This is a genomic window from Arthrobacter sp. BK1 (assembly GCF_056680055.1).
In genome coordinates this window covers 3,615,435-3,640,928 of the sequence record NZ_CM155263.1, presented here as the reverse complement: position 1 = coordinate 3,640,928, position 25,494 = coordinate 3,615,435, and the positions used below count along the sequence as shown (strand labels likewise).

Sequence of the window (25,494 nt, the reverse complement as noted above, 5' to 3'; positions counted from 1 at the left end):
GTGAGGCTATGGATGCTTTAGCCCTGATTCTCGCCCTGTTGATGCTGCTGGTGGGTGCCGTCGCCGGCTCCGCCGCCGCCTATTTTTTCCTGCGCAGGCGCACCCACGCGCTGGAGGAGGACTTCGACGCCGTCTCATCGAGGCTCTCCGGTGTCAGCGCCCAGCTCGCCGCGGCGGACGCTGAACGCCGCCTGCTCTCGCTCCAGAACCGGGAACTCGGCGAGGCCCGCAACCAGGACGGGAGTGTCCTGAGGGCGCTGGCCCCGGTCGCCGAAAAGCTCACGGCTGTGCAGCAGCAGGTAGCGCTGCTGGAACGCGACCGGCTGGAGCAATACGGTCAGCTGGCGCAGCAGTTGCAGGAAGCCCGGTTGTCGGATGCCCAGCTGATCCGCAGCACGCACGCGCTCGAATCAGCTCTCCGTTCCAACAGCGCCCGCGGCCAGTGGGGTGAGGTGCAGCTGCGCCGGGTGGTTGAAGCCTCCGGAATGCTTCGGCATGTGGACTTCCTTGAGCAGGTCCACAGCGCGGGCACGGATTCTGCGCTCCGTCCCGACCTTGTGGTTCAGCTCCCCGGTGCCAAACAGCTGGTGGTGGATGCCAAGGTCCCTCTGTCCTCTTACCTCGAGGCCCAGGAACTCGGTACACGGCAGGGGCAGGGCCCGGCAGGCCAGAACCCCGGGAGCCAGCAAGCCCTTCTGGCCGCCCACGCCAAGGCGCTCCGGGCCCATGTGGATTCGCTCAGCAATAAGAAGTACTGGGACATCCCCGGCAACTCCCCTGAGCTGGTGATCTGCTTCCTGCCGGCAGAATCCATCCTCGCCGCAGCACTGACGGCAGACGCCACGCTCTTGGACCACGCGCTGTCCAGGAACGTTGTCCTGGCCTCGCCCAGCACGCTGCTGGCAGTGCTGAAGTCAGTGGCCTTCACCTGGCGTCAGGATGTCCTCACGGACAGTGCCCGCGAGTTGTTCGACCTTGCCCGGCAGCTGTACGAACGGATGGGAACCCTGGGCGAGAATGTGGGCAAACTGGGCACGTCGCTGAAGTCCTCGGTGGACCGCTACAACATGATGGTGGGAACGCTTGAGGCAAGAATCCTGCCAACGGCCCGCAAGCTCAACGCCCTGGACGAAACCGGACTGGTCACGCCGGCTGCCCTGGATGTCACGCCACGATCCCTGGCGGCTCCTGAGCTTCAGGAAGCTTCTCCCGGGGTTGAGGAGGATGACGCCGCGGCATGACGGCTCAGCCGGCAAACCGGCGGTCCCAGTCAGTACGCGGCTGGTCGTGTGACCCGCCAGCTGATCCGCCGAGCCAGGACCCCCTAGCTGCGGGAACCCGAGCCGGGACCCGCTAGCTGCGGGAGCGGCGGCCGCCCAGAGCACGGGTGACGTCGCCGGCTTCCTTCAGCGTGGCCCGGAGCTCCTTGGGCAGCGAGAAGAGGAGGTCTTCCTCAGCGGTGACTACTTCTTCCACCGAGCCGTAGCCGTAGTCGGCGAGCAACCGCAGGACGTCCTTGACCAGAACTTCCGGAACTGAGGCCCCGGACGTGACGCCCACCGTTGCCACTCCTTCGAACCAGGCTTCGTCCACCTCATTGGCGAAGTCCACCCGGTAGGAAGCCTTGGCCCCGTATTCCAGGGCTACCTCCACCAGGCGCACCGAGTTCGAGGAGTTGGCTGATCCCACCACGATCACCAGTTCGGCCTGCGGCGAGATCTTCTTGATGGCCACCTGGCGGTTGGTGGTGGCGTAGCAGATGTCGTCGCTGGGCGGGTCCTGCAGGGTGGGGAAACGTTGCTTCAACAGCCGGACCGTTTCCATGGTCTCGTCAACGCTGAGCGTGGTCTGGGACAGCCAGATGACCTTCTCCGGATCCCTGACGGTCACTTTGTCCACCTCATGGGGACCATTGATGATCTGGATGTGTTCGGGGGCTTCGCCCGCTGTTCCTTCAACTTCCTCATGGCCGTCGTGGCCGATCAGCAGGATGTCGAAATCGTCCTTGGCGAAGCGCACGGCTTCTTTATGCACCTTGGTGACCAGCGGGCATGTGGCGTCAATGGTTCGCAGCCCGCGGTCCTCGGCGGACTGGACGACGGCCGGCGACACCCCGTGGGCGGAAAAGATCACCAGCGCACCCTCAGGGACCTCGTCGGTTTCATCGACGAAGATGGCGCCCTGCGCCTCGAGGGAGCTGACCACGTGGACGTTGTGCACAATCTGCTTCCGCACATAGACGGGCGGGCCGTAGTGCTCCAAAGCCTTTTCCACTGCGATAACAGCCCGGTCCACGCCTGCGCAGTAGCCACGGGGGGCCGCCAGGAGTACCTTCTTGGGCCCCGTCACCGGAGCAGCCGCGGACACTTCCTCTGGCGTACGCCGCCTGCGTGGGACGGTTGGCATCGAAAGGGGCACAGCGGTGGAGGTCATGGCACCATGCTACCGGGTTGAACCCTTGCGTCCCGGAGAAGCGATGCGCACCACAATGCCAACCACGGCCAGGGCCACGCCTGCAATCGCTGCCGAAAAAGTCCACGCACGGAAACTTGCTGTTGCTGCGGCGGCGAATTCGTTCTTGAACATGTCAGCGATCTCGTTTCCACTCGTTGTCGCCAGCACCGTGTCCCCGGCGAGCTGGGATCCGGCAGCCCACAGGCCTGCGATCAGGAGCCCGCCAATTCCGGTACTGAAAACCACCACCCAGCGCCGGCGCGCGGCCACCAGTGCCAGCACCAACGCGATTCCGGAACCGATGGCGAGGCTGTACCCCAGGGGCGCATAGGCGGCGGTCTGTTCGATGAGCTGGCGCTGGTTGGCCTGCCCGACGTTAATCAGCGTCTGGCCGGGCGGATCCAACGGCAGCCCCGAAGTCCGGCTCAACTCCTCCATACCCAGTGCCACAAGAGGGGCCACATCCAGGGTGAGTGCGGTGCTGGAATCCACTTCGGCCGGGAGGGTGCCGGGCTCCGCAAAACTGAGGCGGTGGCTTCTGCGGAGGGTTTCCTCCCAGGCCGCCGGGTAACCCGGCAGACCCGTCAGGGATTCCGCTGCCGCTTCCAGTACCGGGTCGAGGAGGCCGGCAAAAACCTCCGGGACGGCACTTGTGTCAATGGTGCCGATGGCAGCTGCCGCCAGCCGTTGCTGGAACTCATCATCACTGCCCAGCGGCGCGGCAAGTGCCACGAAGCCGTCTTCCTGCACCACGTGACGGTCCAGCCAGATGGCCGGAACAGCCAAGGCTGCGAGCACTACGCCCAGGATGACGGCAACGGCAGAGACAACAGTACGCACAGCAAGTCCTTAATCATCGGGCGGCATTGCCATCTTAGAGGGGCCGGGTGGGCGGACACTGTCAGTCCGGAGTGATACAGCTTATGGATAAGGTTGAACACAAGCCCTGAAGTTCAACCTTTGAAATACAAGCCCAGACGTACATAGCATCAGACAGAGGACCGCCCATGCCACCAGCCACACCGTTGCGAGGGCCGGCGCATGTCTGAACAGGCTGCCCTGCCAGGTACGGCCCCCTCCACCCTGCCTGCCACCGCCGCAGAGACGAGCCCGGACAATCCCTGGCCCCTTCAGCTGCTGTCGCAGAAACTGAAGATGCACATTGACCGGGCGCCTGCTGCGTGGGTCGAGGGCCAGGTGATCGAGCTTAACCGGCGCGGCACCAACGCCTACCTGACTCTGCGCGACGTCGACGCCGAGGTTTCCCTTCCGGCTTCGGTCTGGTCCAAAATCCTGGAGCGGCAGAATCTGCCCCTTGAGCGTGGTTCCCGCGTGGTCGCCCTGCTCAAGCCGGAGTTCTGGATTAAGACCGGACGAATCAACATGCAGGTCAGGGACATCAGGCCCGTCGGCCTCGGCGATCTCCTGGCCCGCATCGAGCGGCTGCGCCAGGCACTGTCCGCCGAAGGCCTGTTTGCGGACTCGAGGAAGAAGCCGTTGCCCCTTCTCCCCCACCGCATCGGCCTGATCACCGGCCGGGACTCGGACGCCAAGAAAGATGTCCTGCAAAACGCGGCACTGCGCTGGCCCGCGGTTGAATTTGAAATCCGTGAAGTCGCGGTCCAGGGCAACACCGCAGTCGCCCAGATCATCCGGGCCCTGAAGGAACTGGACGGCCGTCCGGATGTGGACGTCATCGTCATAGCCCGCGGCGGAGGTGCCCTCGAGGACCTGCTGCCCTTCAACAGCGAGGAACTGATCCGTGCCGTGGCCGCGGCTGCTACCCCGGTGGTCAGCGCCATTGGGCATGAGGCAGACCGCCCCTTGCTCGACGACGTCGCGGATCTTCGCGCGTCCACACCCACCGATGCTGCTAAAAGGATTGTTCCTGATGTTGCCGAGGAACTGGCCGGTGTACGCCAGACCCGGGAACACCTGCGCCGTTTCATCAGCAGACTGGTCGAGCGGGAGACTGAACGGCTCGCTGCCCTTCACTCGCGGCCCGTCCTTGCCACACCGGAGGGCATGGTCACCGTGCGCTCGGAGGAAATTGAACGTCTCCTGCGGAGGTCATCGGCCGCAGTGAGCTCCACCGTGGTGCGGGCTGCCGATCAGCTGGTGCATCTGCAGGCCCAGGTGCGGGCCTTGTCACCGCAAAAGACCCTTGACCGGGGCTACGCCGTGGTGGAGCTCATCCCCAGCCAGCCGGCCCGGCCTGATGACCCGGCCGGACACTCAGTGGTCCGCGACCCCCAACAGGCCCCGGCAGGCACACCGTTGACGGTCCGCGTGGCCCTGGGCCGTTTTGGCGCGGCCTCCACCGGAAAACTTCACGAAGGAGAATCACATGACTGAGCCAAAGACCGCATCAGACCTCGAAGCGCTGAGCTACGAGGAAGCCCGTGAACAGCTGGTGCAGGTGGTGGGCAAGCTGGAGGCGGGGGGCGCCAGCCTCGAGGAGTCCCTGGCCCTGTGGGAGAGGGGTGAAGCATTGGCCAAGCGCTGCGAGGAGTGGCTTGAGGGTGCACGGAAACGGCTCGCCGCAGCACGCGACCAGCCGCTCTAGCCAGCCTCCCGGCCGGGACCCTCCGGAAGGTCCAGGAACCTCCGGAAGCTCAGGACCTTTCGACCAACTCGCGTTCGATGGGCACGTCGAACTCGGCCTTGGGCCATTCGAGCCGCAGGTCAGTCAGCGCTCCGAGTACCAGTTGCTGCACGGCTATCCTGGCGTACCATTTCTTGTTGGCCGGGACCACATGCCAAGGGGCGTGCTCGGTGTTGGTCTCGTCGAAGACGGACTGGTAGGCGTTCACGTAGTCGCCCCAGAATGCCCGCTCCTTGAGGTCTCCACTGCTGTATTTCCAATGCTTGGCAGGGTTGTCCAGCCGGGCCAGGAGCCGGGATTTCTGTTCATCCTTGCTGATATTGAGCATCACCTTGATGATTTTGGTGCCCGCGGCAGTCTGGCGCGCCTCGAATTCGTTAATGGCCGCATACCTGCGCTTGATTTCCTCGGGCGTTGCCCAGTTATGGACCCTGTGGATCAGGACGTCCTCATAATGGGACCGGTCAAAGATGCCCACCATGCCCGCAGCCGGCACTTCCTTCTCGATCCGCCAGAGGAAGTCATATGATTTTTCCTCCTCGGTGGGTGCCTTGAAGGCCTTGAACTGCACACCCTGCGGATCCATCGGCGCCATGACGTGATTGACGATCCCGCCCTTGCCGGCAGTGTCCATGGCCTGCAGGATCAGGAGCATCCTTTTCTTGCCGCCGAAGCGTGACTCCGCGAACAGCTTTTCCTGCAGTTCCGCCAGCGCGCCGTCCAGTTCGGCCAGTATTGCCTGACCGTCCGCCTTGTTGCCCGGGTACCCGGGAGTGGCGTCGGGATCTGCGTCGGCGAGGGAAAAATCCTTTCCGATCCTCAGAGTTTCGGAAGGGTGCTGTTCGAACTCGACGACGCCGTCCATGACGGTCCTTTCCCAAGGTTCCACGTGCTTAAGGGCACGTGGAACCTAGGCTAGTTCCCTTTGTACCGGCTCAGGAAGTCCGCCATGCGGTTGATTGCCTCTTCGAGGTCCTTGACGAGGGGCAGGGTGACCATCCGGAAGTGGTCCGGGCGCACCCAGTTGAACGCCCGGCCGTGTGAGACCAGGATCTTTTGCTCGCGCAGCAGGTCCAGGACGAATTTCTCGTCGTCGCGGATGTGGTAGACCTCGGGATCGAGTCTGGGGAAGAGGTACATGGCGCCCCGGGCCTGCTGGGTGCTGACACCGGGGATGGCGTTGAGCATGTCGTAGGCCTTGTTGCGCTGCTCAAGCAGGCGGCCTCCCGGCAGGATGAGATCGTTGATGCTCTGGTAGCCCCCCAGTGCGGTCTGGATTGCGTGCTGGGCCGGGACGTTGGCGCACAGGCGCATGTTTGCCAGCAGGCTGATGCCCTCAAGGTAGTCGGCGGCGTCCTTTTTTGGCCCGGAAATGGCCATCCAGCCTGCACGGTAACCGCAGACCCGGTAGGCCTTGGACAGTCCACTGAAGGTGAGGCAGAGGACGTCGTCACCGGTCAGGGCGGCCAGGTTGATGTGCACGGCGTCTTCGTACAGGATCTTTTCGTAGATCTCGTCGGCAAAGATCACCAGCCCGTGTTTCTCGGCCAGTGCCACAATCTTCCGCAGCGTGTCCTCAGGGTAAACAGCGCCCGTGGGGTTGTTCGGATTAATGACCACGATGCCCTTGGTCCGGGGCGTAATCTTGGCTTCAAGGTCTTCAAGGTCCGGCTGCCAACCCGATTCCTCATCACAGAGATAGTGCACCGGCTTCCCGCTCGCGAGTGCCACTGACGCGGTCCAGAGCGGGTAGTCGGGGGTGGGGATCAGCACTTCGTCGCCGTCGTTCAGCAGTGCCATGAGGGACATGGTGATGAGTTCGCTGACACCGTTGCCAAGGTAGATGTCGTCGACGTGGATGTTCTGGATGCCACGGGTCTGGTAGTACTGCGAGACGGCGGTGCGCGCCGAGAAAATGCCGCGGGAGTCGCTGTAGCCCTGGGCATGGGGCAGGTGGCGGATCATGTCCACCAGGATGGCGTCCGGCGCTTCAAACCCAAACGGTGCGGGGTTTCCGATGTTCAGTTTGAGGATGCGGTGACCCTCTGCCTCCATCTGCTGGGCGGCCTGAAGAATCGGTCCACGGATGTCGTAAAGGACGTTGTGAAGCTTGGTGGACTGCCTGAATTCTGCCATCCATCAAATATGCCACAGGAAGGATGTAATTCCGTTGAGACCTGAGACACACGAACGACGGCGGCTGCCGCCCCCTGTGTGGGTGCGGCAGCCGTCGTGGTGGTCAGGTGTTCAGCCCGCGGGCCGGTTCCTACTTGACGATGCCCTTGTCCTTCAGCCACGACGCTGCAGCGTCCTTGGCGTTTTGCTTCTGGCTGCCGCTCACCGCGCGGTTGAGGTTCACGAGGTCCTCGGTGGTGAGTATCTTCGAGACGTTGTTCAGAGCCTCTTTGGCCTTGTCCGTCATTTTCGCCGTGTTGTACAGCGGCAGGACCTGCTGGGCCTTGAAGTTGTTCTTGGGGTCCTCCAGCACCACAAGATCGTTGTCCGCGATCGACGGGGTGGTGGTGTAGATGTCCGCCACCTGTACCTCGTCCGTGAGGAGGGCCTGCAGCGTCAGGTTACCGCCGCCGTCGCTGAACGGCTTGAGGGCTTTCAGCTCGCACCCGTAGTTCGCCTTCAGTCCCGGGAAGCCGTAGGCGCGGGTTTCGAACGTGGCCGGCGCCGCCATGGTCAGGTCCTTGCAGACCTTGGCGAGGTCCTCGATGGACTTCAGCTGGTACTTCTCCGCGGTGGCCTTGGTGACCACCATGGCGTCTTTGGACTCGGCCTTCGATGGCTCCAGCACCGCGAGGCCCTGGGGCAGTTTCTCCGGCAGGGCCTTGTAGATGTCCTCGGCCGAGACTTCTGCGGCTTCCTTGTCCACGTGCGAGAGCAGGTTGCCGGAGTAATCCGGGACGAGGTCCACGGAACCGTCCTGGACTGCTTTGAAGTAGATTTCGCGGGCACCGATGTTCGGCTTGGTCGTGGCGGTGACACCGGCAGCCGTCAGGGCCCCGGCATAGATTTCCGCCACGATCTGGCTCTCCGGGAAGTCTGCCGAGCCAACCACCAGCGACCCGCCGGCTGTGCCTCCGCCGCCGGCGCTGGTGGTGGGCGTGGACAGCGGATCGCTGCCGCCGCACGCGGTCAGTGCAACGGCAAGGCCGACGCCGGCGGCCAGCCCAGCCAGTCCCCGGCGCGTGAGGTTGTTCCGGACGATTTCTTTCATGGGGTACCTCCTTGAACAGCAGCTGGCGCAGGCGCGGCAGCTGGGAGATCAGCGGCGGCCTGCTGGCCACCGCGGGAATCAGTTGATAGGCCAGGCGAAAGAAGGGTTCTTTGCACTCCGGCGAGGATGAGGTCAACAACGATGGCCAGGCCCGCGATGAGTACCGAACCGGCCAGCATCCGGGGGAAATCCTGGAGGACGAGGCCGTCGAACAGGTAGCGGCCCAGCCCGCCCAGCGGAAGGTAGGCCACCACTGACACGGTGGCGATGACCTGGAGCACCGCGGTCCGGATGCCACCGAACATCACCTGGAGTCCATTGGGCAGCTCAACGTTGAACAGGATCTGCAGCTCGGTCATCCCCATGGCGCGGGCTGCATCCACCACTGTCCGGTCCACGCTGGAGATTCCGGCGTAGGTTCCCGCGAGGAGCGGCGGGACCGTGAGGATCACCAGCGCCCACACGGGAGGCATGAGGCCGCTGCCCGCAAGCAGGGCAAAGAGGACCAGCAGGCCAAGGGTGGGGAGGGCCCGCAGGGCACCGGCCACGGCAACAGCCACCACCCGTCCGCGGCCCGTGTGCCCGATATACAGGCCTACGGGTACTGCGATGGCGGCTGCGATGATCAGGACCAGTCCGCTGTACTGGAGGTGCTCCAGCAGCCGGACCGGAATGCCGGAACTGCCGGTCCAGTGGAGGGGATCGGCGATCCAGGCGATCGTGTCCAGAAAGACGCTCATGGCCCCGTCCCTGCGTGTACGCGGGCGTCGGCCACGTAGCCGGCCGTGAGGGGCGCAGACGGACCGGATGCCTTGACGGCCCGGGTCCACGGTGTCAGCAGCCGTTCGAGCAGGACCAGTACCCCGTCCATGACCAGCGCGAGCACCAGGATGGCGACGATCCCCACCACCACTTCAGTGACGAAGTTGCGCTGCAGTCCGTCGGTGAAAAGCATCCCGAGGTTGCCCACCCCGAGAAGGGCCGCGACGCTGACGAGGGAGATGTTGCTGACGGAGACCACCCGGAGCCCGGCGAACATCACGGGCAGCGACAGTGGCAGGTCGATATCGAAAAAGCGGCGCCACGGTTTGTAGCCCATGGCCACCGCGGCCTGCCGCAGGTCTTCGTCAACGGAGTCGAAGGCATCCAGCGCGGCCCGCACCAGGAGTGCCACTGCGTAGAGCGTCAGGGCCACAATAACGTTCAGCGGATCAAGGATCCGCGTACCGAGCAGTGGAGGAAGGATGATGAAGAGCGCCAGCGACGGGACAGTGTAGAGCAGCGAGCTTGCCGTCAGCACAACAGACCGGAGCGTCCTGTTCATCCGCGCGACCTGGGCCAGCGGCAGGGAAATCAGCAGGCCCAGCACCATGGGAATGAGGGCCAGGACCATATGCTGACCGGCCCGCTCCATGACCATGCCGCTGTTTGAGAGGAACCAGTCCATCAGAGGGCAGCCTGCCGTACCTGGCGGGCATCCTCAATGACGGCCAGGACTTCCTGCGCCCGGACTGTGCCCAGCACCCGGCCCTCACCGTCGATTGCCACGCCCTGGCCGGAAGGCGAGGACAGTGCCGCGTCAAGTGCCCGCCGCAGGCTCTCGCCGGGGCGGAACAGCGAACCTCCGGGGATCAGGTCGGTGTCCGTCCCCGGGCGTGCCCAGCCCAGCGGGCGCATGCTCGGATCCACCACCAACTGCCAGCCCGTCACCGCAGCGGGGTCACCGGCAAACCGGCCGCCGTCAAGGACAATCGTGGGCACCGGGTGGATCGCCACGCCGTCGGACGCCGTGAACCCCAGGTGGCGGAACCCCCGGTCCCGTCCAACGAACGAGGCCACAAAGTCGTTGGCCGGGGCACGCAGGATCTCCTCGGGAGTGGCGTACTGGGCCAGTTTGCCTCCGACGGCAAAAACAGCCACCTTGTCCCCCAGGACAGTGGCTTCATCAATATCGTGGGTAACAAAAACAATGGTCTTGGCGAGATCCTTCTGCAGCCGCAGCAGCTCCTGCTGCAGTTCGTCGCGCACCACCGGATCCACGGCGCTGAACGGTTCATCCATCAGCAGGACCGGCGGATCCGCAGCGAGCGCCCGGGCCACGCCCACGCGCTGCTGCTGACCACCGGACAGTTGGGACGGGTACCGCTTGCCCAGCGCCGACGCCAGCCCAACGACGTCGAGCAGTTCTTCCGCACGCTTGCGGGCTTCAGCCTTGGAAACGCCGTTGAGGCGCGGCACGGTGGCGATGTTGTCCAGCACGGAGCGGTGGGGCATCAGGCCGGAGGACTGCATCACGTATCCCATGGAACGCCGCAGTTCGGCAGCTGGGACGCTGGTCACGTCCCGTCCATCCACGGTAATTACACCGGAGGTTGGTTCCACCATCCGGTTGATCATCCGCAGCGAGGTGGTCTTTCCGCAGCCGGAAGGACCCACGAAGACGGTGATGGAACCTTTGTCGATGGACATGGTGAGCTGGTCCACGGCCGGATTCCCGCCCTGATACTGCTTGGTGACGCTCTGGAACTCAATCATGGCTTGGTCCATTCTGCGGACTTACCCGTTCTGTTGGATGGCATCGGACAGTGGAGAAAGCTGGTCATCAGCACACTGATATTTACGGTAACGCAATCCGTTCCCAGCGTAACCAGTACTGAAGGCAATCCGGGCAAGAGAATCCCTACTGTAATCATTCGGAGCCGGGGCCTGCGCGGATGGGAAGCAGTCATTTGCCCTTACCCGGCCACCTGCCTGCGCCTAGAGTTGGACTGTGACCAATCTGGAAGCCGCTCCCCAAGAGGATATTTGCCCGCCCGCCGGCCCTGATGGGATCTCGGGGCCGTGCCTGGTGCTGTGGCCCGAACGTGAGGTTCCGCTGGGAGGCGTCCGGGCAATGAACGTCCGGAGAACCCTTCCCCAGCGCGGCCTGCCAACCATCGGCGCCTGGTGTTTCCTGGACAGCTTCGGTCCGGACAGGACAGCCATGTCTGTCCTTCCCCATCCGCACATCGGGCTGCAGACGGTCACGTGGCCGCTGGCCGGGAACATCCGGCACCGGGACAGCGTCGGCAGCGACGTCGTGGTCCGTCCCGGTGAGCTCAACATCATGACCGCGGGGCACGGCGTGTCCCATTCAGAGTTTGCGGTCCTCCCGGATTCCGACGGCGGCGGGCCGCTTCCCGTCCAGCGCGGACTACAGCTCTGGGTGGCGTTGCCCGACGCCGAACGCGGACGGGTGCCGGCGTTCGAGCAGCACCGGGACCTCCCCGTCGTCACCGGCGCGGGCTTCACGGCAACGGTGATGGTGGGCGGATTCGCCGGGGCGGTCTCCCCTGCCACCATGTACTCCCCCATCGTCGGGGCAGACATTTCGTGCGGCGGACACGCGGTCCTGCCCCTGGCTCCGCACTTCGAACATGCAGTTCTGGTGCTCGACGGCGGGCTGACGCTGCACGGGCAGGACGTACCGCCGGGACCGCTGGGGTACCTGGGTGCAGGACGGTCAGCCCTCGAAGTGCAGGCCCTGCCCGGCACGCGGTTCCTGCTGATCGGCGGCGAGCCCTTCCAGGAGGAACTGCTGATGTGGTGGAACTTTGTGGGCCGCACCCATGACGAAGTGGCGCAGGCGCGCGAGGACTGGGAAGCCCAGGGAACCCTTCCTGATGCCGCCTCCCGCGGGGCACGCTACGGGCTGGTCGAGGGGCACGGCCCCGATGCCGGCGCCCAGGCCGGCCGCATTCCCGCTCCCCCGATGCCGGCCGTCAGGCTGGCACCGCGGAGACGGTCATTCGGACCCTGAGCGGTCTGCCACCAGCTTCAGGACGCCAAACACCGGGTCCTGGTCCAGGACCCGGACGTCAGTGACGCCCTCGGCCGCCAAATACTTCCGGAAGGCGGCCTGGAGTGGTCCCACGTTCATTCCCAGCCCGCTGCCAAGGATCACCGGCCCGTCGATTCCCAGCTTCCGCAGTGACTGCGCGGCCAGGTCTGCCAGGTCCTTCCCGGCCTGATCGAGCAGCTGCCGGCTCGGCGCGTGGCCGGCCGCAGCCGCGTCCACCACAAGGCGTGCCTGCTGGGCCCAGAACCGGCGGCCGGTCTCCGGGGAGTGGAAAAGGGCAATCAGCCGGTTGGGATCGTCCACTCCACATGCGGCAAGCAGCACGGCGGTGAGCTGATCGACCGGAAGGCCCTGGTTCATCCGGCGCAGGCTGTGCCGGACGGCCTCACGTCCCAGCCAGTATCCGCTGCCTTCGTCGCCAAGGAGGTAGCCCCACCCACCGGCCCGTGCCTCGTCCCCGGCGGAGTTCCTGCCCCAGGCGGCGGACCCGGTTCCGGCAATCACGGCCACACCGGTGGCGGCGCCGCCCGCCGCCAGCAACAGCCGGGAATCATGGACCACGGTGATCCTGGCTCCCGGAACATGGGGTTCGATCAGCGCCGCGAGCGCGGCAGCGTCGTCGTCGGTGTCGATACCCCCGGCGCCGGCGTACACATAAGACACCGGGCCCCCGCCGATCCTGGAGAACAGGTCCGCGAGGTTCACCGCGGCCTCTTCACGGGTGACATTCTGGACATTTGAACTGCCCGCCGACTCATCAGCCACCGCCACGCCGTCCTCGAAACGGATCCCGCGGGTTTTCGTACCGCCGATGTCCAGGCCGATGATGACTCCGGCAAGCGGGCCGGGCGCTGCTGCGGAGGGTGGGGTCTGGGGGCGCTCAGTCTCGGTCACCGGTCCAGCCTACTGAAACACGGCAGGAACGGCGGGATCATTTCGAAAGTCTAGGCTGGACCCATGCCTGACGATGCCACCCGACCCATCCGCCCTGCCCTGAGCCGGACGGCCTGGGACGGCCATCCCAAAGGCTCAGCCGCCTACAGCAAGATCCTGGCGGGACTGGCTTTTGCCGGGGTGGCAACGTTCGCCCAGCTTTACTCCACCCAGGCGGTGCTGCCCATCATGGCCGCCGACCAGCAGGTCAGCGCGGCTGATGCGGCCCTGACCATATCGCTGGCCACCGTGGGCCTGGCCATCACGGTGATCCCCTGGTCCTTCCTGGCCGACAGGATCGGACGCGTCAGGGCCATGGCCATCGGCATCTCAGCGGCCACCGTCCTGGGCCTCCTGGTGCCGCTGGCCAGCAGTTTCGGCATGCTGCTGGCCCTCCGGCTCCTTGAGGGCATGGCGCTGGGCGGGATACCGGCGATCGCCATTGCCTATCTGAACGAGGAAGTGAACAAGGCCCACGCCGCGGTGGCTGCCGGCACCTACGTTGCCGGTACCACCTTGGGCGGGCTGGCCGGCCGGCTGGTCGCCGGGCCAATCGGAGAACTGTGGGGCTGGCGGGCGGCCGCCCTGAGTGTGTCATTGCTGGCAACGGTGGCGGCTGTGCTCTTCCTGGTCCTGATCCCCAAAGCAAAAGGGTTCACTCCCGCCAAAGCCGCGGGCCTGCGCGGGGCGCTGGTGACCCTGGGCGGCCATGTGCGCAACACCCGGCTGCTGGCACTTTATGTGCAGGCATTCCTGATGATGGGCGGCTTTGTGGCGGTCTACAACTACCTGGGTTTCCGGTTGTCTGCGGAGCCCTTTTTGCTGCCGGGCACCCTGATCAGCCTGATCTTCCTCGCGTATCTTTCGGGGACCTTCTCCTCCCGCTGGGCCGGTGGGCTGACAGCCCGCTTTGGCCGGCGGAACGTCCTGCTGGCAGGGATCCTGCTCATGATCGGGGGGCTGGCGCTGACGCTGACCCAGGTACTCGCCCTGATTCTGGCCGGCCTGGTGGTGTTCACGGGCGGATTCTTTGCGGCCCACAGCATCGGTGCCGGCTGGACCGGCAGCATTGCCACCACCGGCCGGGCCCAGGCGTCCTCGCTCTACAATCTGGCCTATTACCTCGGCTCAAGCGTGATCGGCTGGGCGGGCGGCCTGGTGTTCCAGAGCCTGGGCTGGACGGCACTTGCCCTCACGGTGATGGTCCTGGCCTGCGTCACGGCGGTGACAGTCGCCGTCGTCCATAGGACCCGGTGAACTATCAGACACCAAACCGGCACCGCGGCTGGTGATTATTCGGGAGATCACAGCATTCGGGCCGGATGAGGTGGAAACCGGCGTCTAGGATGAACTCACAGACGTATGAGGAGAATCCATGAGCAGCAACCCCAAAAACATCCGGCCGGGCAGCCACTTCGAACCGCTGGATGCCATTGATGAGCGGCTCCTTGCCGCTTTGGTGGACGATGCCCGGATCTCCAACAAGCAGTTGGCGGAGCTGGTGGGCATCGCCCCTTCAACGGCCCTCATGCGGACCCGCGCGTTGTCCGAGCGCGGCATTATCCAGGGGTTCGAAGCAAAACTCAGCCTCTCGGCGATCGGCCGCTCAGTCCAGGCGCTGGTCGCTGTCCGGCTGCGGGCACACGACCGCGACCAGATCGACAGGTTCACGGCCCGCGTCCCCCACTTGCCCGCGGTCCTCTCGACCTTCCATACCTCCGGCTCCGTGGACTACCTGCTGCACATCGCCGTCGCCAGCACGGAGGACCTGCGGGACTGGGTGCTGGACAACCTCGCGACGGACCCCGTGGTGGGCCACACGGAAACCACCCTGGTCTTTGCCCACATCCAGGGCAACCACGGCCCGCTTCCGGACTGAGGGCTTCCGGGCTGAGGGCTGCTCCGGACTCACGGCTACCGGGCAGGGCGGAGGGACGTCCTGAGCGTCGCGGCGGCCAGCGCCAGGGCTGCGGCGCTGCACAGGACCACAAAGCATGTCACGGCCGTTTCCAGGCCGAGTGCCGCCGTGGCCCAGCCCAGCCCGATCACGGGCACGGCGCTTCCCAGGTACGTGATGACGTATACGGTGCTGACAATCTGCGCATGCTGCGCAGCCTCGACTTTGGCGGCCACGTCATTGAAGACCATCCTGAAGGCGACGCCCTGGCCCAGCCCGGCGCAGACGCTGGCAGCGGCCAGCAGCGGCAGGCTGCTCCACGCGGCAGCCGTTGCCAGGAGCAGCACTGAGATACCCAGCAGGGCCAGCCCGGCCGGAACCGCGAACCGGCCGCGGACGGACAGCAGCTGGCTCAATGCCGACGCGCCAAGGGTCATCCCCGCCAGGGCCCCGATCAGGGGGCGCGAGTCTGTCTGGATAATCTGGGCGAAGTACCCCGGGGCGAGGGACAGGCAGAACCCAAAGACCGCGAAGCTGAGGAATCCGACGGCGGCGGCGAGCCAGAAGGCGCCCCTCGCCGCAGCCGACACTGTGGGGCGGCGCGGGGCCAGGGCCCGGAGGGGACGCCCACCGGCGGGAAGTTTGATGGCCGGCCGCGCCTGCAGCAGGTACAGCGGAACGAGCATGGACGCCAGCACCACGGAGTGGATGTAATACGGGGCAGTGGTGGGCCCTGGCAGCATCGACAGCAAGCCGCCGATGAGCGGACCGGCGGCCACGCCTCCCGACGTCGCCAGCAGCGTGAACCGCGATGCCCACTCCGGGCGCGACGGAAGCAGTTCGCGCAGCGCAGCGGCACTGGCACCGGTGGCCAGGGCAACGGCAACCCCCTGCAGCGCCCTGCCTGCTGAAAGCACCATGAGGTTCTCCGCCTGGGAAAATACCCAGCCACCGGCCAGGCCGGCGCAGACCGCGAGAATAAGCGCCGCCCGCCGGCCGATGTGGTCCGACCAATGCCCGGCCAGCATGAGCGTGCCCACCAACGCCAGGACGTAACTGGCAAAGGCTGCTGTGACGCCGAGCGCGGAGAGGCCGAGGTTGGCCTGGAGCAGCAGATACAGGGGTGTGGCCAGGTTGGCGCCCACCAGCAGCGTAAAGATGACGGTGCCGGCCATGACCAGCCGGGCTGTGGTGGAGGCGTTCCAGCCGTGGCGCGCGGCGGTGGCCGGACGCATGCGGAGCTCACTGAAGACTGTCATTGGCGTTGCCTTGGTGCTGACCGGGGCGGGCGATCCTTGTGGGAGACTGCCCCGGGAATGAACGTGGATACCTAAAGAATGAGGCTTTACTGCCTGATCAGGAGTCATCTGATGGCAGAATTGAGCAAAATAATCAATCATTCACGGGACAGATAACTGAAAGCGACAGTTTGAACACTCTTGACCCCACTGATCTGAAGATCCTGCTGGAACTTGTCCGGGACCCCCGCATCCAGATCGGCGAGCTCAGCGAACTGCTGGGTATCGCGCGCAACACGGCACAGTCACGGGTCCGACGGCTGCTGCGCGCCGGCGTGCTCCAGGACGGCGGGCGCGAAGTGGATCTCGCCGCGGTGGGGTACGACGTCGTCGCTTTCGTCACGATCGAGGTGACCCACCGCGAGCTGGACGGAGTGGTGGGAGCGCTCCGCCTGCTCCCCCAGGTGCTGGAGGTTCACGAGATTTCCGGCCGGGGCGACGTCTGGTGCCGCGTGGTGGCCACCGACACCCACAACCTGCAGTCAGCCCTCCGCCAGATTCTCCGGATCAAGGGCGTCATCCGGACCGAAACGGTACTGGCGCTGCACACCCATATTCCTTACCGGACCGAACCCCTGATCAGCCGGCTGGCGCAGGCCGACGCCGGAAAGGCAACACGGCCCCGGTAATATCCAGGGCGCCGCGGGGCCCGTCCGCAGGCGGTTAGGATTCGAAGATGGATTGGCTTGCACACATTTCTCAGATCAACTGGCTGGCCGTCGCGCTGGCCTTCATCGCCAGCATGGCCATCGGCTTTGTCTGGTACCTGCCCGCCGTACTGGGCAACAGGTGGATGACCGCCATTGGAAAAACCGAGGAAGACCTCAAGAACGTCAGCGGCGGGGCAGGGATCTGGGTGCCCATGATGGTTGCAGCCGCCCTGACCGCCGTTCTGTTGGCTGTCCTGATCAGCAAGCTGGGCCTGGACAACGCAGTGGCCGGAGGCTGGTTTGCGCTGGTGCTTGGACTGGTTTTCCGTGCCGGCGGCCACGTCATCCACAACGGTTTCGCCGGCCGGCCGGCAGCTGTCACACTCATCGATTCCGGCCACGATCTGCTGGCCACGACGGTGTCCGGCGCCATCATCGGGGCAATGTCCTGACGTGACAATCATCGACAATGCCGTCTACGTGGACGGGGTCCGCAGCGCGGAACCGGAAAGCCTGGAACAGACGTTCGAAACCCTCGCCCACCACGGGGGCATGGCCTGGATCGGGCTGTACCGGCCCACCGAAGCGGAAATGGCCGCCGTCGCCAATGAGTTCGGCTTGCACAACCTCGCGGTGGAGGACGCCATCTCCGCCCACCAGCGGCCCAAGCTGGAGCGTTATGACGAGCACCTTTTCACGGTGCTCCGCCCGGCCCGGTACCTGGATGCATCAGAGACAGTGGAGTTCGGCGAGCTGCACATTTTCACCGGCCGGAACTTTGTCATCACCATCCGCCATGCGGAAATGGACGGGGTAGCGCGGGTACGGCGCCGACTCGAGGGCCGCCCTGAGCTCTTGCGGCACGGCCCGGAAGCCGTCCTCTACGCCCTGCTTGACCTGGTGGTGGACGATTACGCCCCGGTGGTGGCCGGCCTTGAGAACGATATCGACGAGATCGAGGACCAGCTGTTCAGCGGGGACTCCACTGTCTCTCGGCGTATCTATGAACTGGCCCGCGAAGTCATCCAGTTCCAGCGCGCCATCCATCCGTTGCCCGGCATCATGCAGCAGCTCAGGAAAGGCTTCGAGAAGTACGGCGTCAATACCGAGCTTCAGCACAACCTGCGCGATGTTGAGGACCATGTGGAGCGGGTGATTTCCCGGGCGGACTCATTCCGGGACCTGCTGCAGAATGCCCTCACCCTGGATGGAACGCTGACCGCCAACCGGCAGAACGAGGCCAGCGCCGAGCAGAACGAACAGGTCAAGAAGATCTCCTCGTGGGCCGCGATCTTCTTTGCACCGTCCTTCGTGGCGGGCGTGTACGGGATGAACTTCGACTACATGCCCGAGCTTCACTGGGTTCTGGGCTACCCGCTGGCCATTGTGCTGATGGCCGCCACGGCCGGCCTGATGTACGCGATCTTCAAGAAGAAGGGCTGGCTCTAGGGCCTCACGCAACCAGCAGGCCGACGCTTCCCTGGCCGACGGCTTCAGTATTGAAGACGAGCCGACGGTTGGCGATCTTGTCCGTAAAGAACCGGTCATGGCTGACCACCACCACCGCGCCGGGGAAATGCAGCAGGGCGCGTTCCATGACCTGCGTGCTGGACAGGTCAAGGTGGTTGGTGGGCTCATCCAGCAGGAGGACCGATGCGCCCGAGAGCAGGCACTGGGCCATCGCCACCCGCGACCGCTGGCCACCTGACAGGTTGCCGATCCGCTGCTTGAGGTCGGCCTCGGAGAACTGGAACATCGCAAGGAACCTGTTGACCGATTTCTTCGTCGCCGTCAGTGCCAGGCTGTCCGGCATCGCATTGACCGCGTGGGTGACAGTATCGTCGTCGTCCAGTTCCTCCAGCACCTGGTTGTACGACACCATCCGCGCGCCCTTCGCCCAGGCGACCGTGCCGGAGTCGGCCGGCTCCTCGCCGGTGAGCGCTCGGAGCAGCGTGGTCTTGCCACTGCCGTTGGCCCCGATGACTGCGATCCGGTTGCCCCGTCCGATCTCGAAGCTGAGGCCGCTGAACAGTGTCCTGCCGCCGTAGGCCTTGGCGAGTGAATCCACCCGGCACAACACGTCCTTGACGTACAGTCCGCTGTAGATCTCAGTGATGATCGTGTCCACCGGCCGCGGTGCACGTGACTTTTTGATCCTGGCCAGCTGGTTTGCCAGTCCCTTACCGGCCGCCTTGGCAGCCTCGCGGCGGTCGGAGATGCCCTCGGCCTCAAAGGCAAGGAGCTCGGACTCGTGTACAAACTGGCTCTCGAGGCTCTTGAGCCTGAACTGCTTTGCCACCACGTATTCGGCGAAGTTGCCCGGATATTCATGCAGGTGGAAGTTCTCCACCTCGATGATCCGGGTGACCACGGCGTCCAGGAACTTCCGGTCGTGGGAAACGATGATCGCGGCGCCTTTGTAGGTCCTGAACCAGCCTTCGAGCCATTCGACGCCGGCCACGTCAAGGTAGTTGGTGGGCTCATCAAGCAGCAGGACGTCCGGTGCTTCGAGCAGGATCTTCGCCAGGGCCGCCCGGTTCCGCCAGCCGCCCGAGAGTTCGTCAATGGCGCAGGTGCGGTGGTGTTCGCTGAAGCCCAACGTGGTGAGCACCTTGTCGATGGTGCGCGGGTAGTCCCAGCCGTCTAGCCTGTCCATTGCTTCGAAGAGTTCGGACTGCCGGTGGATCAGCTCATCAAGGCGGGTTGCGTTGGCGGAACCGGCTGCAATCTCTTCATCGATCCGGGCCAGTTCGGCTTCGATCTCCTGGACGTGGGCGAACAGCCCGGTCAGCACCTCGGCGATGCTGGAGGAGCCGTTCAATTCGGAAAACTGTGAGAAGTAGGCGGTTTTGATCCCGAGCTCCACGGCCACGGTTCCGGTGTCGGGGGCCACCCGGCCCAGGATCAGTTCGAGGATGGTGGACTTTCCCGATCCGTTTTTCCCGATCAGGCCCACCCGGTCACCCGCTTCAAGCTTGAAAAAAGCTTCACGGAGTACCTGTGTTTTGTCGAAGCTGACGTTGACGTCATTCAGCCGGATCAAACTCATTGATTCTGTCCAATCCAGTGGTAATGCGCGTAGTAAGCGGGGGCTAGGGGAAGGTGACCACTGACCAGTTCGATGCAAAGTCAGCACACGGCCGGTTCATACTCTCTCACGAAACGGCGCTACGCCGTCGCGGTGTTGACGGCGGCATACGGCAAGGCCAGCATAGACGAACATGCTGGCGGTCTCCTGAGAGATGGCGGTTGATCATGGCCCGGGGAAGTTCTGACAACAGTTTTTGGACCCAGGAATTTCCGAAATGGGCCGGGGCCGCGGCTATGGTAGGCGGCGCGCTCTGCGTCTTGGCTGCGTTCCTGCATTCCTTGGAACCCTCCGGCTGTATTGGGCTGGAATGCGAGACGAGACCTATGCGCTCAGGCACAGGATTTGTAGGATTGGCTGGCTCTGTCGCGTCCCTGTTGATTCTCATTGGGGTTGCGGGCCTGACGATGCTGGCCCGGCGATCCGGCGGTTTCACCAAGTTGGCGAACGCTGGGCTGATTTGTGCAGCCGCAGGCTTCATCTGGCTCTTCGCCGGCGTTCTGATCCAGGCCCTCGCCTTCGGTGGCGACTTCCCCTGGATGCCCTACTTTCGTGATCCCCGGAATGCTGGCCGTCGTAGCCGGCCTGCTGCTGATTGGGTTGTTCATCCTTCGCGAAGGAGTTCTTCCCAGGTGGCTGGGGATCCTCTTCATTGTCAGTACGATCGCCCTGATGGCCGCCAATGAGCAGACGGCGGCCGTCCTCCTGGCTATACCATTCGGGCTGGCCATGGTGGCTGCCGGATACTTCATGTGGACCGGCGGGACCAGCTATGCGGCCGAACCGGCCAGGGGCGTGAACCCTTAGCAAGAAGCTAGACAAAGGTTCCAAGTGCGGAAAAGCCCACTAACTTGTGGAGCTAAGGAGATTCGAACTCCTGACCTCTTCGATGCGAACGAAGCGCTCTACCAACTGAGCTATAGCCCCGGAACAGTCCGCCTTCAGGTGGAGTGCGGCACCGGTGTCCTTAGGCTACAAATTTTCCCGGCACATTGCCAATCAGGCGCGTTTGCCGATCAGGCGCGGCGGCGCTGCAGGACGTCGTCGAGATTGCTCAGTGCGCTCTGGGCCTTGGTGAGGGGCCGGGCCGGAGCAGCCTCGGGAACCGTGGCGGGGGTCCCCTGCTTCAGGGACGGCTTGCCGGCGGCTTTGGGGGCCTCGGGGAGGTCAAGAGGCGCAGGAGCGGGACGCTCCGCCTTTGCCGCCTCCACGTACACGGGCTTGGGAACGTCCACCGGTTCCCAGGTGGTGTCTGCCTGCACCGGTTCGGAGGGTGCTTTGGCACTCATGTCCCCGGCTGCAACGGCTACGGCCAGAGCGGCTTCCCGGAGTTCCACGGCCGTCAGCGGCTTCGGAGCGGGCTGGTGGGCCTCCGCGTCGAAGAGCCGGCTCTCCGGCCGTGCCGCGGCCGGTTTGGGGACAGTGGCGCTTGGGCCGGCAGGAGCCTGACGGCGCTGAGGGGCGCTCATTGCTGCGCGAAACGCCGCATTCACCTTGGCTTTGCGGTCACGAACAGCCAGGAAGCGCAGTAGGACGAGGGCCGAAACTGTGATGCCCACGCAGGCGAGCGGCAGAATCGCCGCACCCACCCCGAAGATGAGGAAAATGCCGGAAATGAAGGCAGTGAGCAGTGCTGCGACGGCAACGAGCGCAATGCCTGTTCTGCCATACCGGATCCGGAACGCGCCCGGTTTGGCACTTCCGGCCGGTTCCAAAGCGGTTTCGGTGCTCTTCCTGATCTCCATGGCGTTCTCCTGCTGGGCGGCGACGTTGAGTACCATCCCGGCTCTCGGGTCCGATTCAAAAGCTGGCACTTCCGCCAGGTAGTCGGCAGCGGCCTGGACCGGGTGCCGGCGGTTGCGAAGAATGTACGGTGCGACCCACACAATCCAAAGCACGACGGCAACCACAAGGATCACTGAGCTGCTAAGGGGAAAGTCCACACTCAAAACCGTATGAGCATTACCTCGGCGGCTCCCGCATTAGCCGCGGTGTGTCGTCCGCAACGTGGTAAATCATTGGATTTATGTCCCGGAAGCGCGTTCGTCCTCAGGTCCTGGAAGCAAGCCAGCGGGTCAGCAGCCCCTCCGGGATTTCGTCGGCCGTCAGTGCGAACGTCCGGTGGTCTGCCCACTCGCCATTGATATGAAGAAAGCGGGGCCGGTAGCCCTCGTCACGGAACCCGAGCTTCTCGACAACACGCAGGCTGGGGCCGTTCTCGGGACGGATGTTGATCTCCATCCGATGCAGACCCAACGCCTGGAAGCAATGGTCGGTGGCCATCGCAACCGCTGTCGGGGCGATGCCACGGCCGGCGCGGGACTGGTCAACCCAGTAACCCAGAGTGGCCATCATGGCCGAGCCCCAGACAATCGAGGAGACCGTCAGCTGGCCCACAATGACAGGCACTGACGAGGCAGACGTGCGTTCGGTGATGAGGAAGGGCAGTGCAGTTCCCTGGGCTGCCTGGGCTTTCAGGGACCGGACCATCTGCCGGTAATCCGGCAGGCCGCCGCCAGGCACCGGGTTCGAAGCCTCCCACGGCGCCAGCCATTCATTGTTGCGCGCCCGCACCTGGGTCCATTCCTTTTTGTCCCGGTACCGGATGGGGCGCAGGACCAGGTCGCCGCACTCCAGCGTGACGGGCCAGATGGGTCCTGAGCGCACGGCAGTTACTTGGCGAGACCGGCAGTGAAGCCAGGCAGCCATTCCCGGAGCCCGGGGCCGAGGTCATCGCTGTCAATGGCGAGTTGAACGCAGGCCTTGAGGTAGCTGAGCTTGTCCCCGGTATCGTACCGGCGGCCGCGGAAGACCACGCCGTAGACGCCATGGCCTTCGGCATCCCCCGCAGCGAGCTCCTGCAGAGCGTCCGTCAACTGGATTTCGCCGCCGCGGCCCGGACCTGTGCGCTCCAGGACTTCGAAAACAGCCGGGTGGAGAACGTAACGCCCAATGACGGCGAGATTCGACGGCGCCTCGTCCACGTCCGGCTTTTCGACAAGCTTATTGATCCGGACGTAGCCTTCGCCGTCAATTTCTTCAACATCGGCGCAGCCATATGCGCTGATCTGGGAGGGCTCCACCTCGATAAGTGCCACCACGGATCCGCCGGTCTTGGCCTGGACGTCGATCATGGTGCTCAGGAGTTCGTCCCGGGCGTCAATGAGGTCATCGCCGAGGAGAACCGCAAAAGGTTCGTTCCCGACATGCTGCTTGGCGCGGAGGACCGCATGGCCGAGGCCATTTGGGTCTCCCTGGCGGACGTAGTGGATGTCGCCGAGGTTGCTGGCTGCCTGAATGGATTCGAGCTTTGCGGTGTCACCCTTGGCGGACAGGGTGTCCTCCAGCGACGGAACGCGGTCGAAGTGGTCCTCAAGCGCGCGCTTGTTGCGGCCGGTGATCATGAGGATGTCGTTCAGGCCCACCTTCACTGCCTCTTCCACCACGTACTGGATAGCAGGCTTGTCCACCACCGGCAGCATTTCCTTGGGCATCGCCTTCGTTGCAGGCAAAAACCTGGTGCCAAGGCCGGCGGCAGGAATAACGGCCTTACGAACTGTCTGCTGAGTGGTAGTCACTGCACTAATCTAACGGCAGAGCGATTCATTCAGTAATTAGGGAGCGGTATGTCCGGGGACAACAGAGAAACCAAGGAAAGCATCCGCGCTCTCCACCGTGAGCGCCGTGCCGCGACCGATAACGGCCAGCGGGACAAGGCCGGCGCCACCCTCGCCCTCCACGGCTCTGCCTGGGCACAGCAGTTGGCAGGTGACACGCCGTCGACGTTCTGTGCATATCTCGGTGTTGCGCCGGAGCCGCCCACCTTGCCCCTGCTCCAGGAGCTGCACCGGCTGGGGCACAGGGTCCTGCTGCCGGTCTGTGAACCCGGCAGGCGATTGAGCTGGGCGGACTGGACGCCCGCCGTCGAATTTGTCCGCAGCCGTTTTGCCCCGGTCCTGGAACCCGCCGGACCGCGCCACGGCCTCGGGATCATGGCGACGGTGTCCGCGCTCTACATCCCCGCGACGGCGGTGGACCGGAGCGGCAACCGGATAGGCCAGGGCGGCGGCTACTACGACGTCCTGCTCGCGTCCCTGGATGGTGAGGGCCTGGACATCCCGCTGGCAGCCATCGTCTTCGATTCAGAGCTGCTGCCGGCCGGAAGCATTCCCGCTGAGGCCTTTGACCGGAAAGTTCCGGCGGCCCTGACGCCGTCAGGATTCGTCAGGCTGGCTGAGGGTTCCTGAGTGAGGTACCGCCTCGAAAGTGGTACCCGGAGGGGATGCTAGAATTAGCAGTCAGGCCCTGCGACTGCTAATGACCGGTTGATTCCGCTTCACGCAGCACGGGACCTCTGTTTTGTCCAAGAGGAGGAGCACCAGTGCCCACGTATGCGTACGCCTGCAAGGATTGCGGCCATGCCTTCGATATTTTCCAGTCGTTCACGGACAGCACCCTGACGTCCTGCCCTGAGTGCCAGGGAGCACTGCGCAAGAAGTTCAACAGCGTGGGCGTCGTGTTCAAGGGCTCCGGTTTCTACCGCACCGACTCCAGGGACGCCAAGGGAAGCACAGTTTCTGCCGCACCCGCTGCTCCGGCAGCGCCTGCAGCCGCACCGGCACCGGCTGCCGCCGCGAGCTGACTGCCCGCCTCCACTGCTGTGGTCAGGCAATGTCCGACGCCGGCACCACCGTTGTCCACATAGGAACCTTTGCGCATGGTGGGCTTAGTCCCGCAACCGTAGCGTGGTTCCCATGCCCGCCACCGTTTTCCACCGCAGCCGCGGATCCGCCCCGCCCGGGCGCCAGGTCCGTCACCAGCACCCGTCCACCCGTCCGGGCCGGCGGCGAGGCCATCGGCTGTCGTCCTGGCTCAGCCGGAACCGGCGCCTCGCCATCGCACTGCTCCTTTGCGTCGCAGCCGGGATAACGGTCCACCAGCTCACTCCCCCGCCCGCAGACACCGTGACAGCCCTGGCTGCTGCGCGGGATCTGCCCGCGGGCACGGCCTTGGCAGGCAGCGATCTGGTGCTAACGCCGATCCCCCAGCGGCTGATGACAGCCGGGTCTGTGACCGACCGCAACCAGGCAACGGGCAAGCAGTTGGCCGCCCCCTTGCGGAAAGGCCAACTTCTTACCGATGCGCAGCTTCTCGGACCCGGCCTCCTGGCCGGCACTCCCCCGGGCTCCGCCGCAGTGCCCCTGCGGATGGCGGACCCTTCCTCCATCCAGCTGGTATCGCCGGGGCAGCTGGTCAATGTAGTCATGACCGGGGCCAATGGCTACGACCAACAGTCCCCCTCAGAGGTGCTGGCCTCCTCCGTCGCGGTCCTGTGGACATCGGGCCAGGGCGGCCAGACGGGCCAATGGCTCGGGACCGGTGAGACCGAAGGGCTGATCGTGGTGGCGGCTTCCCCGGACCAGGCCGCCCGGCTGGCGGGCGCCTCAACCCAGGGAAAGCTGTTCTTCGTGCTGGTAGGGCCTTAGCATGCGGCGGCGTGATGCA

The 25,494-nt window shown here is 64.8% G+C and carries 27 protein-coding genes and 1 tRNA gene; 13 read left to right on the top strand and 15 right to left on the bottom strand.

Annotated elements, in window-relative coordinates; translation table 11 throughout:
- Positions 1-8: 8 nt before the first annotated feature.
- Complete coding sequence (locus AC1MCA_RS16685; protein WP_479799345.1) at positions 9-1,241, top strand: DNA recombination protein RmuC; 1,233 nt, start codon at positions 9-11, stop codon at positions 1,239-1,241.
- A 112-nt stretch (positions 1,242-1,353) separates the two neighbouring features.
- Here the strand turns inward: AC1MCA_RS16685 and AC1MCA_RS16680 are convergent, their stop codons facing one another.
- On the bottom strand, positions 1,354-2,433 hold the full coding sequence (locus tag AC1MCA_RS16680) for a 4-hydroxy-3-methylbut-2-enyl diphosphate reductase (protein ID WP_108597990.1): 1,080 nt from the start codon (positions 2,431-2,433) through the stop codon (positions 1,354-1,356).
- A 9-nt stretch (positions 2,434-2,442) separates the two neighbouring features.
- Positions 2,443-3,294: a hypothetical protein gene (locus AC1MCA_RS16675; protein WP_479799342.1), complete on the bottom strand. Its 852-nt coding sequence runs from the start codon at positions 3,292-3,294 to the stop codon at positions 2,443-2,445.
- A 201-nt stretch (positions 3,295-3,495) separates the two neighbouring features.
- Between AC1MCA_RS16675 and xseA the strand changes: the two genes are divergently transcribed.
- Complete coding sequence (gene xseA, locus AC1MCA_RS16670; protein ID WP_479799338.1) at positions 3,496-4,809, top strand: exodeoxyribonuclease VII large subunit; 1,314 nt, start codon at positions 3,496-3,498, stop codon at positions 4,807-4,809.
- The gene (locus AC1MCA_RS16665) at positions 4,802-5,020 is read left to right on the top strand and encodes an exodeoxyribonuclease VII small subunit (protein WP_108597987.1); all 219 of its coding nucleotides are present in this window, start codon (positions 4,802-4,804) and stop codon (positions 5,018-5,020) included. Before xseA ends, AC1MCA_RS16665 begins: the two co-directional genes overlap by 8 nt.
- Before the next feature lie 49 nt (positions 5,021-5,069).
- Here the strand turns inward: AC1MCA_RS16665 and AC1MCA_RS16660 are convergent, their stop codons facing one another.
- The 6 genes from AC1MCA_RS16660 to AC1MCA_RS16635 form a co-directional block, all read right to left on the bottom strand.
- The gene (locus tag AC1MCA_RS16660; RefSeq protein WP_479799335.1) at positions 5,070-5,924 is read right to left on the bottom strand and encodes a PPK2 family polyphosphate kinase; all 855 of its coding nucleotides are present in this window, start codon (positions 5,922-5,924) and stop codon (positions 5,070-5,072) included.
- 50 nt (positions 5,925-5,974) lie between these two features.
- Positions 5,975-7,195, bottom strand: coding sequence for a pyridoxal phosphate-dependent aminotransferase (locus AC1MCA_RS16655; protein ID WP_479799332.1), 1,221 nt, complete (start codon positions 7,193-7,195; stop codon positions 5,975-5,977).
- Positions 7,196-7,325: 130 nt separating this feature from the next.
- Positions 7,326-8,285, bottom strand: a complete 960-nt coding sequence (locus tag AC1MCA_RS16650; protein ID WP_108597984.1) for an ABC transporter substrate-binding protein — start codon at positions 8,283-8,285, stop codon at positions 7,326-7,328.
- Positions 8,282-9,025: an ABC transporter permease gene (locus AC1MCA_RS16645; RefSeq protein ID WP_479799329.1), complete on the bottom strand. Its 744-nt coding sequence runs from the start codon at positions 9,023-9,025 to the stop codon at positions 8,282-8,284. The genes AC1MCA_RS16650 and AC1MCA_RS16645 overlap by 4 nt, the downstream gene beginning before the upstream one ends.
- A complete protein-coding gene (locus tag AC1MCA_RS16640; RefSeq protein ID WP_479799325.1) occupies positions 9,022-9,732 on the bottom strand; it encodes an ABC transporter permease in 711 nt (236 codons plus the stop codon). Before AC1MCA_RS16640 ends, AC1MCA_RS16645 begins: the two co-directional genes overlap by 4 nt.
- A complete protein-coding gene (locus AC1MCA_RS16635; RefSeq protein ID WP_479799323.1) occupies positions 9,732-10,832 on the bottom strand; it encodes an ABC transporter ATP-binding protein in 1,101 nt (366 codons plus the stop codon). The genes AC1MCA_RS16640 and AC1MCA_RS16635 overlap by 1 nt, the downstream gene beginning before the upstream one ends.
- Before the next feature lie 223 nt (positions 10,833-11,055).
- Between AC1MCA_RS16635 and AC1MCA_RS16630 the strand changes: the two genes are divergently transcribed.
- Positions 11,056-12,084, top strand: coding sequence for a pirin family protein (locus AC1MCA_RS16630; RefSeq protein WP_479799320.1), 1,029 nt, complete (start codon positions 11,056-11,058; stop codon positions 12,082-12,084).
- Here AC1MCA_RS16630 and AC1MCA_RS16625 read toward each other — a convergent pair.
- Positions 12,070-13,017, bottom strand: a complete 948-nt coding sequence (locus AC1MCA_RS16625; protein ID WP_479799316.1) for an N-acetylglucosamine kinase — start codon at positions 13,015-13,017, stop codon at positions 12,070-12,072. The genes AC1MCA_RS16630 and AC1MCA_RS16625 overlap by 15 nt on opposite strands.
- Before the next feature lie 63 nt (positions 13,018-13,080).
- Here AC1MCA_RS16625 and AC1MCA_RS16620 point away from each other — a divergent pair, with 63 nt between their 5' ends.
- Together AC1MCA_RS16620 and AC1MCA_RS16615 are read left to right on the top strand one after the other, a co-directional pair.
- Positions 13,081-14,313: an MFS transporter gene (locus tag AC1MCA_RS16620; protein WP_479799312.1), complete on the top strand. Its 1,233-nt coding sequence runs from the start codon at positions 13,081-13,083 to the stop codon at positions 14,311-14,313.
- 118 nt (positions 14,314-14,431) lie between these two features.
- A complete protein-coding gene (locus AC1MCA_RS16615; RefSeq protein ID WP_108600184.1) occupies positions 14,432-14,935 on the top strand; it encodes an Lrp/AsnC family transcriptional regulator in 504 nt (167 codons plus the stop codon).
- Between the two features lie 35 nt (positions 14,936-14,970).
- Here the strand turns inward: AC1MCA_RS16615 and AC1MCA_RS16610 are convergent, their stop codons facing one another.
- Positions 14,971-16,212: an MFS transporter gene (locus AC1MCA_RS16610; protein ID WP_479799309.1), complete on the bottom strand. Its 1,242-nt coding sequence runs from the start codon at positions 16,210-16,212 to the stop codon at positions 14,971-14,973.
- Positions 16,213-16,382: 170 nt separating this feature from the next.
- Here AC1MCA_RS16610 and AC1MCA_RS16605 point away from each other — a divergent pair, with 170 nt between their 5' ends.
- The 3 genes from AC1MCA_RS16605 to corA are packed head-to-tail and all read left to right on the top strand — an operon-like array spanning position 16,383 to position 18,350.
- Positions 16,383-16,880, top strand: coding sequence for an Lrp/AsnC family transcriptional regulator (locus AC1MCA_RS16605; protein WP_479799305.1), 498 nt, complete (start codon positions 16,383-16,385; stop codon positions 16,878-16,880).
- Between the two features lie 47 nt (positions 16,881-16,927).
- Positions 16,928-17,353, top strand: coding sequence for a DUF1761 domain-containing protein (locus AC1MCA_RS16600; protein ID WP_479799302.1), 426 nt, complete (start codon positions 16,928-16,930; stop codon positions 17,351-17,353).
- Position 17,354: 1 nt separating this feature from the next.
- Positions 17,355-18,350, top strand: coding sequence for a magnesium/cobalt transporter CorA (gene corA / locus AC1MCA_RS16595; RefSeq protein WP_479799298.1), 996 nt, complete (start codon positions 17,355-17,357; stop codon positions 18,348-18,350).
- A 4-nt stretch (positions 18,351-18,354) separates the two neighbouring features.
- Here the strand turns inward: corA and AC1MCA_RS16590 are convergent, their stop codons facing one another.
- Positions 18,355-19,950: an ABC-F family ATP-binding cassette domain-containing protein gene (locus AC1MCA_RS16590; RefSeq protein ID WP_479799294.1), complete on the bottom strand. Its 1,596-nt coding sequence runs from the start codon at positions 19,948-19,950 to the stop codon at positions 18,355-18,357.
- A gap of 591 nt (positions 19,951-20,541) precedes the next feature.
- On the opposite strand from AC1MCA_RS16590, the gene AC1MCA_RS16585 reads away from it, so the two are divergent.
- On the top strand, positions 20,542-20,796 hold the full coding sequence (locus tag AC1MCA_RS16585; protein WP_479799290.1) for a hypothetical protein: 255 nt from the start codon (positions 20,542-20,544) through the stop codon (positions 20,794-20,796).
- Between the two features lie 47 nt (positions 20,797-20,843).
- Here the strand turns inward: AC1MCA_RS16585 and AC1MCA_RS16580 are convergent.
- The 4 genes from AC1MCA_RS16580 to galU form a co-directional block, all read right to left on the bottom strand.
- Positions 20,844-20,916: transfer RNA gene (locus tag AC1MCA_RS16580), tRNA-Ala, on the bottom strand.
- Positions 20,917-21,005: 89 nt separating this feature from the next.
- Positions 21,006-21,908: a hypothetical protein gene (locus AC1MCA_RS16575; protein WP_479803438.1), complete on the bottom strand. Its 903-nt coding sequence runs from the start codon at positions 21,906-21,908 to the stop codon at positions 21,006-21,008.
- 130 nt (positions 21,909-22,038) lie between these two features.
- Entirely contained in the window at positions 22,039-22,656 is a 618-nt protein-coding gene (locus AC1MCA_RS16570) for a GNAT family N-acetyltransferase (protein WP_479799287.1), read from the bottom strand.
- A 5-nt stretch (positions 22,657-22,661) separates the two neighbouring features.
- The gene (galU, locus tag AC1MCA_RS16565; protein WP_108600746.1) at positions 22,662-23,567 is read right to left on the bottom strand and encodes a UTP--glucose-1-phosphate uridylyltransferase GalU; all 906 of its coding nucleotides are present in this window, start codon (positions 23,565-23,567) and stop codon (positions 22,662-22,664) included.
- Positions 23,568-23,615: 48 nt separating this feature from the next.
- On the opposite strand from galU, the gene AC1MCA_RS16560 reads away from it, so the two are divergent.
- The 3 genes from AC1MCA_RS16560 (at position 23,616) to cpaB (ending at position 25,475) form a co-directional block, all read left to right on the top strand.
- Positions 23,616-24,236, top strand: a complete 621-nt coding sequence (locus AC1MCA_RS16560) for a 5-formyltetrahydrofolate cyclo-ligase (protein ID WP_479799283.1) — start codon at positions 23,616-23,618, stop codon at positions 24,234-24,236.
- Between the two features lie 134 nt (positions 24,237-24,370).
- On the top strand, positions 24,371-24,631 hold the full coding sequence (locus AC1MCA_RS16555) for an FmdB family zinc ribbon protein (RefSeq protein WP_108600744.1): 261 nt from the start codon (positions 24,371-24,373) through the stop codon (positions 24,629-24,631).
- A gap of 112 nt (positions 24,632-24,743) precedes the next feature.
- Entirely contained in the window at positions 24,744-25,475 is a 732-nt protein-coding gene (gene cpaB, locus AC1MCA_RS16550) for a Flp pilus assembly protein CpaB (protein WP_479799279.1), read from the top strand.
- Positions 25,476-25,494 lie beyond the last annotated feature (19 nt).

Excerpts from the sequence above, each read along its gene's own strand:
- cpaB (WP_479799279.1), top strand. The coding sequence starts at position 24,744 with ATGCCCGCCACCGTTTTCCACCGCAGCCGCGGATCCGCCCCGCCCGGG.
- AC1MCA_RS16680 (WP_108597990.1), bottom strand. The coding sequence starts at position 2,433 with ATGACCTCCACCGCTGTGCCCCTTTCGATGCCAACCGTCCCACGCAGG.
- AC1MCA_RS16615 (WP_108600184.1), top strand. The coding sequence starts at position 14,432 with ATGAGCAGCAACCCCAAAAACATCCGGCCGGGCAGCCACTTCGAACCG.
- AC1MCA_RS16650 (WP_108597984.1), bottom strand. The coding sequence starts at position 8,285 with ATGAAAGAAATCGTCCGGAACAACCTCACGCGCCGGGGACTGGCTGGG.
- AC1MCA_RS16665 (WP_108597987.1), top strand. The coding sequence starts at position 4,802 with ATGACTGAGCCAAAGACCGCATCAGACCTCGAAGCGCTGAGCTACGAG.
- AC1MCA_RS16635 (WP_479799323.1), bottom strand. The coding sequence starts at position 10,832 with ATGGACCAAGCCATGATTGAGTTCCAGAGCGTCACCAAGCAGTATCAG.
- AC1MCA_RS16590 (WP_479799294.1), bottom strand. The coding sequence starts at position 19,950 with ATGAGTTTGATCCGGCTGAATGACGTCAACGTCAGCTTCGACAAAACA.
- AC1MCA_RS16660 (WP_479799335.1), bottom strand. The coding sequence starts at position 5,924 with ATGGACGGCGTCGTCGAGTTCGAACAGCACCCTTCCGAAACTCTGAGG.
- AC1MCA_RS16640 (WP_479799325.1), bottom strand. The coding sequence starts at position 9,732 with ATGGACTGGTTCCTCTCAAACAGCGGCATGGTCATGGAGCGGGCCGGT.
- AC1MCA_RS16610 (WP_479799309.1), bottom strand. The coding sequence starts at position 16,212 with ATGACAGTCTTCAGTGAGCTCCGCATGCGTCCGGCCACCGCCGCGCGC.
- AC1MCA_RS16560 (WP_479799283.1), top strand. The coding sequence starts at position 23,616 with ATGTCCGGGGACAACAGAGAAACCAAGGAAAGCATCCGCGCTCTCCAC.
- AC1MCA_RS16685 (WP_479799345.1), top strand. The coding sequence starts at position 9 with ATGGATGCTTTAGCCCTGATTCTCGCCCTGTTGATGCTGCTGGTGGGT.
- AC1MCA_RS16655 (WP_479799332.1), bottom strand. The coding sequence starts at position 7,195 with ATGGCAGAATTCAGGCAGTCCACCAAGCTTCACAACGTCCTTTACGAC.
- xseA (WP_479799338.1), top strand. The coding sequence starts at position 3,496 with ATGTCTGAACAGGCTGCCCTGCCAGGTACGGCCCCCTCCACCCTGCCT.
- AC1MCA_RS16645 (WP_479799329.1), bottom strand. The coding sequence starts at position 9,025 with ATGAGCGTCTTTCTGGACACGATCGCCTGGATCGCCGATCCCCTCCAC.
- AC1MCA_RS16600 (WP_479799302.1), top strand. The coding sequence starts at position 16,928 with ATGGATTGGCTTGCACACATTTCTCAGATCAACTGGCTGGCCGTCGCG.
- AC1MCA_RS16620 (WP_479799312.1), top strand. The coding sequence starts at position 13,081 with ATGCCTGACGATGCCACCCGACCCATCCGCCCTGCCCTGAGCCGGACG.